Origin of the sequence: Chryseobacterium rhizoplanae (assembly GCF_900182655.1) — a bacterium.
GTDB lineage: Bacteria > Bacteroidota > Bacteroidia > Flavobacteriales > Weeksellaceae > Chryseobacterium > Chryseobacterium rhizoplanae.
The window spans coordinates 300727-315390 of sequence record NZ_FXTC01000003.1 but is presented as its reverse complement, the minus strand read 5'-3'; the positions used below and the strand labels follow the sequence as shown (position 1 = coordinate 315390).

Below are 14664 nucleotides of genomic sequence, written 5' to 3'. Positions count from 1 at the left end.
ATAGAATCCTTCGTTTAACACACAGTTTGTCACTCCGTAGAAGTCTCGGCATAGTTTCTCTATTAAAAGCTTGCCTTGATTTTAGTCTCATTCTCAACCTTCAAATCTACATTAACGTTATTGTGAGAATAATTCCTGATAAACTCAGAAGGCGTCTTCCCGGTATATTTTTTAAACATCCTGTTAAAGTACGTCACATTATTAAAACCGCACTGATAACTGCATTCTGAAATAGATCTATCTTGTGCCATTAGCAGGCATGCCTTATTGATTCTGTATCTATTGACAAACTCTGTAAACGTAATCTGAGTCGCTTTTTTAAAGAAATTACAGAAAGCCGGCAAAGTAAGATTGGCCAGTTTTGCTACTTCTTCAATTTCGATTTCCTTATCATAATGGTGTTCTACATAGGTGAAGATATTTTGCAGACGGGTTTTATTTTTAGAAATAATGGTGTAGGGCATGATTTCTTTGTTCAAAAGATCATAATCTTCACATTTTGAAAGCTCGAAAAGAATTTCAAGCAATAATAAATACCTTTTGTAGCCCTCAGATTCCAGCATAAACTTCAGTTTGGGAAGCATTACTTTTTTTACTTTATGATGAAAATGAATTCCATATTTTGAAAGTTCCAGCAGATTTTTGATAGATCTGGCTTCTACTTCCTGCTGGGGAAACTGAAGAATCTCTTCCTTGAACTGAAGTACAATTTCTTCATGCGGATCAATGGAGTTTAATCCAAATCCGGAATGAGGAATATTAGACCCGATTAATACCAGATCTCCATTGGTGTAATTACTTTTATGATACCCTACATGGCGGGTTCCGTTCCCGGAAATGACACATACCAACTCAATTTCGGGATGATAATGATACTCCCATTTAAATTCTGAAATAGGAGAGTTGTTATGAATCGTGCGGAATGAACTCTTTTCATTAGGGATTACCCTTTCAAAAGTAACTTTCATTTAATTAATCATATTTAATTACTAAAAATAGTAAATATATTAATATAGTTCAAATATTGATTTACTGTGTTAAATTATCGTTAACACAAATGCTTCTATCTTAGCCGACAAGAAATAACCTGAATGAAAAATATTAACATCAAGGCCGTTTTATTTTTAAATTATTTTGTCTTTGCCATTCTTCTGAATTCTGTAGGTACAGTGATCCTGCAGGTACAGCAGAATTTTGGAATTTCAAAATCTTCGGCCAGTGTTTTGGAAGGCTTCAAAGATCTTCCCATTGCAATATGTTCATTCATTCTGGCTTCATTTCTTCCCAAAATCGGAATCAAAAAATCAATGTTGATTGCTTTATTGCTGGTAAGCTGTATGTGTTTTGTAATGCCGTTTACCAATACCTTTTGGGTTTTTAAATTATTATTTGCCACAGTAGGAGTTTCCTTTGCTTTAATTAAAATTTCGGTTTTTACTTCTATCGGGCTGGTAACGGAAACAGACAAGGAACATTCGAGCTTTATGGGCTTTCTTGAAGGTTTTTTCATGATTGGAGTTCTGGCAGGAAATGTATTGTTCAGTTTATATATTGATGATCATAATCCGGAATCTACGCGATGGCTGAATGTATATTGGGTTTTAGGCGGGCTTTCCACTTTATCTTTTTTATTCCTGTTCTTTTCAAAATTAAATGAACAGGAAGCGAAAAGCGGGAAAACAGACTTATTGGGAGATTTAAGAAATAGTGCAAGCTTATTCAGTTATAAAAAAGTGTTGTTCTTTTTATTATGTGCTTTCCTTTTTGTACTGGTAGAGCAGAGCTTTCAAACATGGACACCTACTTTTTATAAGGAAATTTTAAAAGTACCTACTTCAATGAGTATCCAGGCGGGAGCAGTTTTGGCGGGAGCTTTTGCTTTGGGAAGATTTTTGTCGGGATTCTTCTCTAAGAAATTCAACTGGATCTATGTTGTTTCTTTTTGTGTGGTAGGTTTTGCTGTCAGCTTACTGTTGGTTTTACCTCTTACCCATAATATTCATATAGACACGAATACAAGCTGGATGAATGCACCTTTGGTTGTCTATTTATTTCCCTTGATGGGAGGTTTGCTGGCACCAATTTATCCAAGCATTAATTCTGTAATTCTGGCATCAATCCCGAAATATTTACACAGCGCGATGTCAGGTTTAATTGTGGTTTTCTCAGCAATCGGAGGAACTATCGGTTCTATCATTACCGGTTTTGTGTTTCAGGAATTCAGCGGTCAACAGGCGTTTTATCTTTCTTTGATTCCGCTTTCATTACTGATCACTTCGGCAGTTTTCATGAATAAATTAAAAATTAATCCTAAAAAATAACAATGAGTAATCAGCTTTACATAAACGAAATTCAAAGTCTGTTTGATGAGGTGCAGAGATCTGAAATTTTTGAAGATCAGAAAATGATGACGGATGCAGTTCCTCTTTTCCCTATTGCAAAGATTAATGAAGATTATGAACAATCAAAAAATACAGAGGGTTTTGATCTGAAAGATTTTGTGATGACCCATTTTGATTTTTTAGGAGCCAGAGTTTCAGTGCAGAGAGAAGATCACCTTCCTATCAAAGAACATATTGAAAAATTATGGGACGAATTGACCCGTACAGCCGGTGAAGAAAAAGGGACTCTTTTAAAATTACCGAAACCTTATATTGTTCCGGGAGGCCGTTTTAACGAATTTTTTTATTGGGACAGCTATTTTATTATGCTGGGGTTAAAAGCTTCCGGCAGAATAGAAATGATGGAAAATATTATTGAAAACTGTTCTTACCTGATTCAAAACGTAGGATTTGTTCCAAATGCCAGCAGAACTCATTTCCTGAGCAGATCTCAGCCGCCTTATTTTTCATTAATGCTGGATATTCTTTTTGAGACAACGCATGACGAAAGAATTTATATAAAATATCATGATACTCTTGAAAAAGAATATGCTTTCTGGATGAATGGTGAAGAATGGCTGGAAAACAATTCAAGTGTAAAAAGAGTTGTCAAAACAGCGAATGGAGATGTTCTGAACCGTTACTACGACTCAGAAAATACACCACGTCCCGAAAGTTATCTGATCGATATTGAAGATCATGAAACAAGTTCGGGAGATGAATTTTACAGAAATATAAGAAGTGCTTGTGAATCAGGCTGGGATTTTTCCAGCAGATGGTTTGCAGACGGAGAAAATATACAGACCATAGAAACGCTGAATCTTGCACAGGTTGATCTGAACTGTCTTTTATGGCATTTGGAAACGACTTTGGCAAAATCATCAGCGCTTCAGAATCTGAGTGAAAAAGAAAAATATTTTTCAGAAAGAGCAGCAAGCCGAAGACAGATGATCAATACTTATTTCTGGGATAGAAATACTAACAATTATAAGGATTATCACACTAAAAAAAACACAAAAACACCGTCTGAACATATTGCTGCTCTTTACCCTTTATTCCTTGGAATTGCAGATCAGGAGCAAGCAGAGGCGGTTGCGAAAGCTATAGCTGAAAAATTTCTTTACAAAGGCGGGTTGGTTACCACCACTAAAAATTCAGGCCAGCAGTGGGATCTTCCCAATGCATGGGCTCCTTATCAGTGGCTGGGCTTTAAAGCAATGAAAAATTACGGCTTTGATGAACTGGCCGAGAAGATAAAAAATAACTGGTGTTCCAATGTAGAACGAGTCTACAAGAATACCGGAAAACTAATGGAAAAATACAATGCATTAGACACAGAAACAATAGCAGGCGGCGGGGAATACCCTAATCAGGATGGATTTGGTTGGACGAATGGAGTGTATTTACAATTACAACAAAACTGAAACTAACTATAAAAATAAGGCTATGAAAAAAAAATCAATCTTTTTAATCGCCGCAACAGCTACGTTATATTTTAATAATGCTTATGCCCAGGAAACTCCGCAGGATTCTGCAAAAATTTCCTCTATCGATCAGATTGTCATCACAGGAAATTCAAATCCGAAGAAAAAAATAGAATCCAGTACAGCGATTTCCACATTCAGTTCCAAAGAAATCCAGAAGCAGAACCCCATTAGTGCCGCTGCTTTATTACAAAGAGTTCCCGGATTTGCGGTGGAAACTTCAGGAGGTGAAGTAGGAAATAACCTTTTTGCAAGAGGGATTCCTTCTGCAGGAGCTTATGAGTTTGTGCAGGTACAGGAAGATGGCCTTCCGGTTTTTGAAGACGGAGCCCTTCAGTTTGCCAATGCGGATAACTTTTTTCGTGTGGACAATTCGGTAAACCGTATGGAAGCTTTGAGAGGGGGATCGGGATCTATTTTTGCAACCAATTCTCCCGGTGGTTTGATCAACTTTATTACCAGAGAAGGAACCAATGATTTCAGAGGTACAGCAAAATTGGAGACAAGTACATATGGATTAATGCGTACTGATGTAAATGTGGGTGGAGCTTTGGTTCAGGATAAACTGTTTTTCAATGTAGGAGGTTTTTACAGGACAGATGACGGGATCAGAAAAACAGGTTTCAAAGCCAATAACGGAGGGCAAATCAGGATGAATCTGAAATACGTCTTTGATAAAGGCTACGTAAAAGTGTATTACAAAAAACTGGATGACAGAAATACTTTCTTCCTTCCTATTCCTTTGGTACAAAACGGCAACAAGCTGAAAGGATTCCAGAATTTTGATCCTAATTACGGAACATATAGTTACAGAGCAATCAGCCAGCTGAATATACCACAGGCAGGAGGTGGATTTTTCAACAGAAATCTTGAAGACGGAATTCATCCGAAAGTAGATGCAGTGGGAGCTGAGTTTAAATATGATCTTGGAAACAATTTCAGTGTTTTAAATAAGACCAGATACACCAATATCAATATGAATTATACCGGGATTTTCCCTGCAGGAGGTCCGCAGACGATGGCAGAATTTGCTAAAAGTAACGGAATTGCCGGCAATAATTATCAATATTCATTGGTGAGCAACGGAGCTGTGGTTAATCCTGAATATGTACAGAAACTGGGATTCTGGGCCATTGACAAGCAGATGAATAACTTTGTGAATGATCTGCAGTTCAATTATAAGTTTGACCAGGGAAATGTTACTGCAGGTTTTTATAAATCCAATTGGAAATCCCATCAATATTGGAACTGGAGTAATATTCTTACTACAGCCACAGACAGACCGGAGTTACTGAATCTGGTAGATACTTCTTTAAGTCCGTCAGATACCGGATATTCTAAAACCTATAATGGAGTAACCAATATGACGTTTTTACAAAGAGATACCCAGACTCAGGGAAGCTTAAATGATCTTTATGTAAACATTGATTATAATATTACCAATGCTTTAAGTGTGAATGGAGGTCTTCGCTACAGCCATGATTATTATAAAGGGAATTTTGCCAATACAACTTCTTCCAATTTAAATAATTCAGGGTTAACAACGGATGGAACTCATGGCTTCAGTACGACTACCGCTGATGATAATATGAGTGTATTGGGAAATAAATATACTTACTGGAATTATAATGTAGATAAAGTATCTTTCACATTAGCCACCAATTATAAGATTAATAGAGAAAATGCAGTATATGCCCGTTTTTCCAATGGTTTCAGATCACCGAATGAAGAAGCATATTACAACTATTTCTCCAATCCGAATCCTGATAAACCTTTAAAATCTGTAACAACCAATCAGCTGGAAGTAGGATATAAATATTACTCGCGTACTTTTGATGTAGCAGTGATTCCGTTCTATTCTACCTTGAAGAATCTTTCATTTACAGATGTTTTCTCTGATGGTAAATCCGAAAATACTTTCGCCAATACACAAAACTATGGAGTTGAATTAGAAGGTTTCGCCCGTTTATTCAATAATATTTTAGAAGTAACATTCAACGGGACAATCCAAAGTCCAAAATATAAAAACCTTGAGGCCGGAAGCGTTCTTGAAGGAAATGTAGTAAGAAGAATGCCTAAATTTTTCTTTAATATCTCACCTGCAGTCAATATTACGAAAGCATGGAGAGCTTATGCAAGTATGAATTATTATGGAAAACGTTTCCAGGATGAGAAGAATGTGCAGACATTACCTTCTTTCACCGAATTTGGAGCAGGAATGTCTTACCAGTTAGGAAGAATACGTTTTGCCGTGGATGGAACCAATATCTTTAATACAATCGGAATCACAGAAGGTGACCCAAGAGCAGGTTCTCCAAACGGAGACGGAATCATTATGGCCAGACCTATTATGGGAGCTGCAGCCAGAGCTTCCATTACTTTGGATTTCTAAACTCTATTTCTTTATAACAGCAAAACCGTCAGAAATTCTGACGGTTTTGTATTTTTTTATTATTGCTGTCCGATAAAAAGTATAAATACATTGAAAATATCAATATTTACGGCATGAATTAACAGGTCGCTCCTCCGGAGCTTTATTTTACGGCGATCTCATTTTTTCTACTAACAGTTAATCCCGATGGGATCAAATCCAGCTCCAATAGGAGCTAACTGTTAATAGGACGTATTTATTTTTAAATTAGAGCTCCGGAGGAGCGACCTGTTAATTATTTTTAAATTTTATCGAACATGATTTTTTATGTAAAGTGTCAGATCTAAGGTTGATTTAAGACGTTTATATGACTCTCAAACCCTCCGGCCCTTTTACTTCAAAAATGGATTATACTGCTTTTCAAATCCAATTGACGTAGGATTTCCATGTCCTGAGAAAACCTGAGTATCATTATCTAAAATAAAAAGTTTAGATTTAATACCATCAATCAGTTGCTCATAGTTTCCTTTATATAGATCTGTTCTTCCGATGCTGCCCTCAAAAAGAACATCTCCTGAAATAATGAATTTCTGATTCTCATGGTGATAAACCACACTTCCCGGAGAATGGCCTGGAACATGGTAAATTTTAAACTTTTCTCCATCCAGATCCAGTTGATCTCCTTCCTTAATATATTCCACATCTACTTTTACAGGATCTACCTGCATTCCGAATCTCATTCCGCTTGCCTGAAGCATATCCAGAACTTCCTGATCTTCCTGATGCATTACTACGGGTACTTTGAACGTGTCAAAAGCCCATTGAAGCCCCAATACATGATCAATATGTGCGTGAGTCAAAAGAATTTTCTGAATTTTCAGTCCGTTTTCTGAAATGAAACTCTCAATAGCCTGGGTTTCCTGCCCTTTCATATTTCCCGGATCAATTAACCATGCGTTTTTATTCTCGTTATAAATGATGTAAGTATTTTCGCTCGCAAAGTTGAATACGAAACCTTGAATCTGAAGCATATCTGAATATTTTTTATTCAAAAATACGATATTATTAAGAAAATGGCTATTTTTCGTTATCTTCGTCATAATGAAAACTTTGCGAATACTCTTACTTACTTTGAGCGGACTGGTTTTTGGACAAAATATCCAAAGTGTTCAGCTGTTCAATCCTCAGACCAATGATGAAACTCCGGTAATCAGGATTGGTGAACAGTTGGTTCTGGGCTTTGATGATCTTACCAACGGCAGTCAGATCTATAGATACACATTCAAACATTATGACAGAAACTGGAATGATGATAATCTGTTTTTTACAGAATTTGCTACCGGAAGTATGAATGCACTTCTGGATCAGTTTCAATATTCTTTCAATACATTACAGGCTTATACGCACTATAAACTTGTTTTTCCGAATGATAAAATCCAGTTGAAAATTTCAGGGAATTATGAACTGATTGTTTACAAAGATTCCGCAGATCAGCCTCTGTTCAAAAAAAGGTTTTACCTGGTAGAAGATGCAACATCTGTAGGATTAAATATTTCAAGGTTTGCAGACGCAAAAAATCCCAATCTTAACCAGAGGGTAGAAGTGAATGTTTCTCCGAAAGGAGGAGATATTTCTTCCAATGTCAATTCAATCACAATGAATGTGATGCAGAATAACAACCCCAATATGGTGATTTCTAATCTGAAGCCAAGCAGCGTTTTAGGCAATCAGATACTTTTCCAGCAGATGAATCTTACGTTTCCCGGAGACAATGAATTTTATTATTTCGATAATAAAAACATGAATATGGCGGCGGATATGGTGCGTGTAACAGAAATAAAAGATGATGTTAATCAGACTTATCTTCATCCGGTATGGGCATTTCCTTTAAATTATCAATATCAGCCTGATGTAAATGGAGCATGGTATTACAGAAGAAATGACCTGGGAAGAGAAAGAGATGCCGAAAGAGAAGCTGATTACTCATGGGTGCATTTCTATCTGGAATCGGATCCTGTGGATAAAGAGATTTATGTTTTGGGAGGATTTAATAATTATATGCCAACTAAGGAAAATCAAATGCAGTATGATGCTGCTACGAAGCAGTATGTAGCTAAAATATTCCTGAAACAGGGTTTTTATAACTACGTTTTAGTAACCAAAGAAGGAAATGGACCGTTGAATTTCGGTGAGGTAAACGGTAATTTCTGGCAGACAGAAAACCTTTATCAGGCATTTCTTTATTATGCACCATTTGGGAGAAATTATGACGGGCTGATGGGCTATGGTGAATTCAGAACTCCAATAGCAAGTAAGCGTTAATTATTTGATATCAGTATTTTAAAAATATTTATATAAACAGGACTGTCTCTTCAGATAGTCCTTATTTTTTTGTCAATTTCGAAATGATTATACTATAAGATTTCAAATCAAGTTATTTTTTTTGATTATAATGCACTGCATAGTGGAAAAAAATAATTCACAAAATTTTGATTTTTGTTAAATATATTAATGTAAAATCTATATTCCAAAAAAAATATATTTAAATTATTTTCTTTGTTTTAAAATCATTATTATGTTTTATTTATTAATTTATGATATACTTTGAATTTTATTCATTGTTCGTGTTGTTTTATTGTGAAAAGTTTATATATTCGTCATCACAATCAACCAATATTATTATGAAAACGAAATTTATCTTAGTGGCAAGCGTTGCCGCCTGCTCTTTTGTTTTTGGGCAAAACACACCATCAAAATTAAATCCGGGTAAAAGTGGATTACATGCGGACTTTATGAGATTTGATAAAAATGCACCTGCATTTCAGGGAAGTCCTGTTTTATTTGATGAAACTTCACAGAGACTTTCTCCTGGGCAAGCACTTAAACTGGGCTTGGAAAAAGATGTGCTGGGCTTTGAAACTCATAGATTCCAACAGACCGTTAATGATATTCCGGTAGAATACGGAATGATGGCGGTACAAACAAAAGGAGGCAAAATAGTAGGACAATCAGGAAAATGGGTTCTTCAGCTTCCGAAAGGGCTTGAGAAGAAAACCAATATTTCTGAAAGTATCGCTCTGCAGAGTGCTTTATCATTCGTTGGGGCAGAATCCTACAAATGGCAGAATAAAGAAGAAGAAGATTTTCTTAAAAAAGAATCCAATAATCCCAATGCAAGCTTTGCTCCTAAAGGTGAACTGGTATATTATTCAGATCCTACGGATGAAAAACTGAATGATTTAACTTTAGCTTATAAATTTGATATTTACTCAGAAAAACCATTAAGCAGACAATATGTTTTTGTAGACGCTAAAAATGGAAAAATCTTGGGAACAGACGCTATTATCCACGAAGTGAATACCCCGGGAACAGCAACTACAGGATATAGCGGAAGCCGTAGCATTGTAGCTGATTCTTATAACGGAAGCTACAGATTAAGAGAGACCGGTAGAAATGCGGGTACAGCGGTAGAAACATACAATCTTAAAAAAGGTACTAATTATTCTGCAGCAGTAGATTTTACAGATACAGATAATGTATGGAATAATGTAAATACCAACAAAGATCAATATGCTACAGACGCCCATTGGGGAGCAGAAATGACGGTAGATTATTTATATACAAAATTTGGAAGAAAGAGTATTGACAATAATAATTTTGCAATAAAATCTTATGTTCATTACTCTACCAATTATTTTAATGCATTTTGGGATGGCTCCAGAATGACCTATGGTGACGGAAGTTCTACAACTAACGGAGGAAAACCACTAACAGCTATTGATGTCTGTGGACATGAAATTACCCACGGGATGACTTCCAAAACAGCAAATCTTGTATATCAAAGAGAACCTGGAGCATTAAATGAAGGCTTTTCTGATATTTTCGGAAATTCAATAGAACGCTGGGCAAGACCAACACAGGCAAGCTGGACATTAGGAGAAGATTTCAATTATGTCATCAGAGATATGTCTAATCCTAATGCTTACCGCCAGCCGGATACTTATAAAGGTACCTACTGGAAAGATGCTACAACTACAGGATGTGCAGTGCCGGGACAGACAACCAATGATTATTGCGGTGTTCATACCAATTCGGGAGTCCTTAACTTTTGGTACTATTTATTGGTAACAGGAGGTTCAGGTACAAATGATAACGGTTTTGCTTATAATGTTTCCGGAATCGGACTGGATAAAGCAGGTGCTATTGCTTACAGAACATTAACAACTTACCTGACTTCATCATCCAACTATGCCAACACAAGAACTTATTCTCTTCAAGCAGCAGCAGATTTATACGGAGCTGGAAGCAATGAAGTGACACAGGTTACCAATGCATGGAATGCAGTAGGTGTAGGAGGCGGAACTTCTGCGGCAGGACTTGTTGCAGCAACTTCAAATGTTTCAGCTTATACCATCAGCCCGAATCCTGCAACTGACAGATTCACTGTGAATTTTGAAGGTAAAGCCGGAAAAGGAATTGTAGAATTGGTAAGTCTTACAGGTAAGAAAGAGATTTCTGAAAAAGTTGAGATTACAGAAGGTGCCAATAAACTGAACATCCAGCTTCCTTCCAATATACTTCCTGGAGTATACATCGTAATGGTAAACGGACAGAAAGCAGGAAACCTGATTAAAAAGTAAACACCAAAATTTTAATATATTTAGCAAAATGGCCACAAGAATTACTTGTGGCCATTTGTATATTTTGAATGAAGTAAATTACACTAAATAGAAATCATTCAGTTTTTCTTCACAAAGGATTTTTACGACTTCAATCCATCGGTCTTCATCATTCAGACATGGGATATAATGGAAATTTTCTCCGCCTCCATGCATAAACTGTTCTTTTCCTTCTACAGAAATTTCTTCTAATGTCTCAAGACAGTCAGAAACGAATGCCGGACAAACTATGGCCAGATTTTTTATCCCTTTTTTACCAATTGTTTCCAATGTTTCATCGGTATATGGTTCAATCCATTTATCTTTTCCTAATCTTGACTGGAAAGAAACAATTGTTTTTTCTTTGGGTAAATTCAGTTTCTCAATAACACGCTGTGTTGTGTTATAGCATTGATGGCGATAACAGAACTGATGGCTCGGATTATCATCTCTGGAACAGCAGTCATTAAGATTGCAGGTCTTGGTGGGATCTGTTTTATAAATATGCCTTTCCGGAACTCCATGATAAGAAAACTGCAAGGCATCAAAATTTTCAGGAAGTTTTTCTTTAATACTTTCTGCCAGACAGTTGATATAAATATCCCTGTTGTAAAAAGGCTGAATATAATTGATCTTTACTTTTGGAAATTTCTTTTTTCTTACTTCTTCTGCCTTTTCAATTACCGTTTCTGTAGTACTCATGGCATATTGAGGATATAAAGGGAAAAGAACGATCTCAGTGATTCCCTGATCTACCAGTTTCTGAATACCGGTTTCAATGCTGGGTTCTGCATATCTCATTCCTATTTCTACAGGAACATCTACCAGCTTCTGAAGTTTCTTCTGAATTTTTTCAGTAATGACAATCAGTGGTGAACCTTCATCTGTCCAAACCGTTTTATAGGCTTCAGCAGATTTGGCAGGTCTTGTTTTCAGGATGATTCCCTGTACAAGAAGCGCACGAAAGATCCAACGGTAATCGATTACTCTTTCATCCATCAAAAATTCATCAAGATATTCCTTTACGTCGTTTACAGAGGTTGATCTCGGTGATCCGAGGTTGACCAGTAAAATTCCTTTATTATTCAATATTCTAATTTTTAATTATGAAACAGACGTTGTAAAATCTGCTACTAATTTTGATACTTTAGCAAAGGTATTACTTTCCAGTAAGCCATTGCTGTCAAATTTGCCTTTTATCCCCTTTATTAATGCCTGATGTTTATCATCTGTTGATGCTCCAAGAGTCTTTAAAATCATTAATAATTCTTCATGGCCTTTTTCTCCACTGGCTGATGCGGTGATTACTGCAACCGGCTTATCAGAAAAGACTGTTGTAGAAACACACCATTCCAGCATATTTTTTAATCTGCCGGGAATACTGAAAATATATTCCGGGGTGGAAAATATTACACCTGCTGAGTTCTTAATATCCTCTCTGATCTTCAGAACTTCATCCGGAATATTCTCATCCGTTATTGCAGTATCAAAATGGGGAAGAACAGCAAGATTATCATACATCAGAAAATCTGTATTTCCCATCTTTTCCAGGACCTGCTCCATCAGTTTCTGATTGCTGGAGTTCTCTGAAGCACTTCCAATAATAACAACAATTTTCTTTTGGGGAGGCATTTTAAACTGAATTATCCGTTTACAGCTTCTACTTTTTCTACCAGATCCGGAACGAATTGTTTTAAAATATTTTCAATTCCGTTTTTCAAAGTAGCTGTAGAACTAGGGCAGCCTGAACAAGCTCCCTGTAAAAGCATTTTTGCAGTTTTACTCTCCTGATCATATTCCATTAATGAAATTTTTCCACCATCATTTTCTACTGCAGGCGCTACATATTCATTTAAAATGTCAGAAATTTTCTGCTCATCTTCCGTATAATCTCTGTTGATAATTTTTTCAACAGGGTTTTCATGTTTCTGAGGTTCTATTTTAGAAATTTCACCTCCGTTTTGAAGATACTCGGCAATAAGCGCACGAACAGTCATCATCACCTGGTGCCATTCTACAGAATTGTCTCTGGTAACCGCTACAAAATTATCAGAAATGAAAACTTCTTTTGTAAATTCAAATTCTTTAAAGATTGCCTGTGCCAAAGGAACTTCCTCAGCGGCTTCAACAGATTTTACTTCCACAAAACCATCCATTAGCAATTTGTTTGAAACAAATTTCATTACATTAGGATTCGGAGTCATTTCAGCATAGATCTGATACATTTCTTTTTTCTTTTGAAGGTAAATTCTTGGGTTGGCCAATAATTCATCCTCAATCACATTTTTCAGACTTTCAGCTACATGTTCCCATTCTATGGTATCCTGTTTAGCCACAGCTACAAAATTAGCCGTTATGAAAATTCTTTCCACAAACGGATAGTTGAAAAGCTCCTGTGCCAAAGGAATTTCTGATATATCTGAATTTCTGTCCAACTCTAAAGACCCCGGAATGAGATTGTAATCTGCAACAAATTTCATTACTTTCGGGTTTTCGGTAGGTTCTATAAGTACGGTACGCATTTTTTCGTTAAATTTGAGATACAAAAATACGCATTAGAAGTTAGAAGCTGAGAATTGAGAGTTAGATTTTTGCTATCGCTGTAATTTAGAAGTTAGATACCTGGATTATAAAGCAAGAGATTTATCATTTTCAATTGGGCATATTTTCAAATTTTCAAATTAATATTATGGCACTTATAAAAGAACTTTTAGGAAAGGCACCACAGATCGGAGAGAACACTTTTTTAGCAGAAACCGCTACTATTATTGGTGATGTTACGATGGGAAGAGACTGCAGCGTTTGGTATAATGCTGTGATCAGAGGCGATGTTCACTATATAAAAATGGGTGATAAGGTAAATGTTCAGGATAATGCAATGCTGCATTGTACTTATCAGAAAAGTCCGCTGAATATCGGAAATAATGTTTCTATCGGGCATAACGCAATTGTTCACGGGTGCACTATTAAAGATAATGTCCTGATCGGGATGGGAGCTATTGTAATGGATGACTGTCTGGTGGAAGAAAATTCTATTGTAGGAGCAGGTTCTGTAGTAACCCAGGGTACTCATATCAAATCCGGGGAAGTATGGGGCGGAGTTCCTGCGAAAAAAATCAAAGATATCAATGCTCAGTTACTGGAAGGTGAAGTAGACAGAATTGCAAATAATTATGTCAAATACTCTTCATGGTATAAGGAGAACGTAAAAGATCATCAATTTTAATTTTCAATTGATCCTGTAAATATAAAAGCTCTGTCCCAGGACAGAGCTTTTTTCGATTTGATATAGAACCTTTGCTTTATTGTTAGGTATTATCAGGCGTAATCAGTCTGATTTTTCCATGAATACATTTCAAAGAGGTAGGAGGTGTGATGGCTACACAGTCCGACATGATATTATATTTTTCATTAAAAGTTTTTACTTTTTCCGTGTAATCATTCACTCTCTGTAAGAAAGCCGCTTCTATTTTCTTTGGGTAAGCAATATATTGCTGAGGTCCGCCACAGGATTTTGCTCCCATGGGTGCAAACGCCCATTCACTGGCATCCGTACATTTTTCTCCGGACACTTCAGACTCAATAGAGGCTTTTAATCTATCCAGCTGTGCCTGCTCATACTTCTGGCTGTCTTCATCAGCAGGTCTATCTGCGATATCTACAGGAAGATTGGTATTGGTATTTTTTGAGGTATTACAGGAAACCATGGTTAATGTAGTACTTAATACTATCACCGGGAAATAGAAGAATATTTTTTTCACAATAAACTT

General features: G+C 36.3%; 12 protein-coding genes. 6 read left to right on the top strand and 6 right to left on the bottom strand.

The genetic code is table 11. The features are described 5' to 3' along the window. Positions 1 to 62 precede the first annotated feature (62 nt). The gene (locus FN817_RS10100; RefSeq protein WP_142717804.1) at positions 63 to 968 is read right to left on the bottom strand and encodes an AraC family transcriptional regulator; all 906 of its coding nucleotides are present in this window, start codon (positions 966 to 968) and stop codon (positions 63 to 65) included. A 123-nt stretch (positions 969 to 1091) separates the two neighbouring features. Between FN817_RS10100 and FN817_RS10095 the strand changes: the two genes are divergently transcribed. Genes FN817_RS10095 through FN817_RS10085 form a run of 3 tightly spaced genes read left to right on the top strand, consistent with a single transcriptional unit; the run spans position 1092 to position 6257 of the window. Next, positions 1092 to 2321 (top strand): MFS transporter, encoded by a 1230-nt coding sequence (locus FN817_RS10095; RefSeq protein ID WP_142717803.1) that lies wholly within the window; start codon positions 1092 to 1094, stop codon positions 2319 to 2321. 2 nt (positions 2322 to 2323) lie between these two features. After that, entirely contained in the window at positions 2324 to 3805 is a 1482-nt protein-coding gene (locus FN817_RS10090; protein WP_142717802.1) for a trehalase family glycosidase, read from the top strand. A 22-nt stretch (positions 3806 to 3827) separates the two neighbouring features. Further along, on the top strand, positions 3828 to 6257 hold the full coding sequence (locus FN817_RS10085) for a TonB-dependent receptor (RefSeq protein WP_142717801.1): 2430 nt from the start codon (positions 3828 to 3830) through the stop codon (positions 6255 to 6257). A 371-nt stretch (positions 6258 to 6628) separates the two neighbouring features. Here the strand turns inward: FN817_RS10085 and FN817_RS10080 are convergent, their stop codons facing one another. Beyond that, complete coding sequence (locus tag FN817_RS10080) at positions 6629 to 7267, bottom strand: MBL fold metallo-hydrolase (RefSeq protein WP_142717899.1); 639 nt, start codon at positions 7265 to 7267, stop codon at positions 6629 to 6631. Positions 7268 to 7337: 70 nt separating this feature from the next. On the opposite strand from FN817_RS10080, the gene FN817_RS10075 reads away from it, so the two are divergent. Next, entirely contained in the window at positions 7338 to 8558 is a 1221-nt protein-coding gene (locus tag FN817_RS10075; RefSeq protein WP_142717800.1) for a type IX secretion system plug protein, read from the top strand. A 359-nt stretch (positions 8559 to 8917) separates the two neighbouring features. Continuing rightward, positions 8918 to 10876: a M4 family metallopeptidase gene (locus FN817_RS10070; protein WP_167498841.1), complete on the top strand. Its 1959-nt coding sequence runs from the start codon at positions 8918 to 8920 to the stop codon at positions 10874 to 10876. 78 nt (positions 10877 to 10954) lie between these two features. Here the strand turns inward: FN817_RS10070 and hemH are convergent, their stop codons facing one another. Genes hemH through FN817_RS10055 form a run of 3 tightly spaced genes read right to left on the bottom strand, consistent with a single transcriptional unit; the run spans position 10955 to position 13416 of the window. Beyond that, positions 10955 to 11983, bottom strand: coding sequence for a ferrochelatase (hemH, locus tag FN817_RS10065; RefSeq protein ID WP_047425872.1), 1029 nt, complete (start codon positions 11981 to 11983; stop codon positions 10955 to 10957). A 15-nt stretch (positions 11984 to 11998) separates the two neighbouring features. Further along, a complete protein-coding gene (locus FN817_RS10060; RefSeq protein ID WP_142717798.1) occupies positions 11999 to 12526 on the bottom strand; it encodes an NADPH-dependent FMN reductase in 528 nt (175 codons plus the stop codon). A gap of 11 nt (positions 12527 to 12537) precedes the next feature. Continuing rightward, on the bottom strand, positions 12538 to 13416 hold the full coding sequence (locus tag FN817_RS10055; RefSeq protein ID WP_047425876.1) for an iron-sulfur cluster biogenesis protein NfuA: 879 nt from the start codon (positions 13414 to 13416) through the stop codon (positions 12538 to 12540). A 167-nt stretch (positions 13417 to 13583) separates the two neighbouring features. On the opposite strand from FN817_RS10055, the gene FN817_RS10050 reads away from it, so the two are divergent. Then, entirely contained in the window at positions 13584 to 14120 is a 537-nt protein-coding gene (locus tag FN817_RS10050; RefSeq protein WP_047425877.1) for a gamma carbonic anhydrase family protein, read from the top strand. A gap of 82 nt (positions 14121 to 14202) precedes the next feature. Here the strand turns inward: FN817_RS10050 and FN817_RS10045 are convergent, their stop codons facing one another. Then, positions 14203 to 14655, bottom strand: a complete 453-nt coding sequence (locus FN817_RS10045; RefSeq protein ID WP_142717797.1) for a 2-hydroxyacyl-CoA dehydratase — start codon at positions 14653 to 14655, stop codon at positions 14203 to 14205. Between the last annotated feature and the right edge of the window lie 9 nt (positions 14656 to 14664).

Excerpts from the sequence above, each read along its gene's own strand:
- FN817_RS10080 (WP_142717899.1), bottom strand. The coding sequence starts at position 7,267 with ATGCTTCAGATTCAAGGTTTCGTATTCAACTTTGCGAGCGAAAATACT.
- FN817_RS10050 (WP_047425877.1), top strand. The coding sequence starts at position 13,584 with ATGGCACTTATAAAAGAACTTTTAGGAAAGGCACCACAGATCGGAGAG.
- FN817_RS10075 (WP_142717800.1), top strand. The coding sequence starts at position 7,338 with ATGAAAACTTTGCGAATACTCTTACTTACTTTGAGCGGACTGGTTTTT.
- FN817_RS10060 (WP_142717798.1), bottom strand. The coding sequence starts at position 12,526 with ATGCCTCCCCAAAAGAAAATTGTTGTTATTATTGGAAGTGCTTCAGAG.
- FN817_RS10070 (WP_167498841.1), top strand. The coding sequence starts at position 8,918 with ATGAAAACGAAATTTATCTTAGTGGCAAGCGTTGCCGCCTGCTCTTTT.
- FN817_RS10095 (WP_142717803.1), top strand. The coding sequence starts at position 1,092 with ATGAAAAATATTAACATCAAGGCCGTTTTATTTTTAAATTATTTTGTC.
- FN817_RS10100 (WP_142717804.1), bottom strand. The coding sequence starts at position 968 with ATGAAAGTTACTTTTGAAAGGGTAATCCCTAATGAAAAGAGTTCATTC.
- FN817_RS10055 (WP_047425876.1), bottom strand. The coding sequence starts at position 13,416 with ATGCGTACCGTACTTATAGAACCTACCGAAAACCCGAAAGTAATGAAA.
- FN817_RS10085 (WP_142717801.1), top strand. The coding sequence starts at position 3,828 with ATGAAAAAAAAATCAATCTTTTTAATCGCCGCAACAGCTACGTTATAT.
- FN817_RS10090 (WP_142717802.1), top strand. The coding sequence starts at position 2,324 with ATGAGTAATCAGCTTTACATAAACGAAATTCAAAGTCTGTTTGATGAG.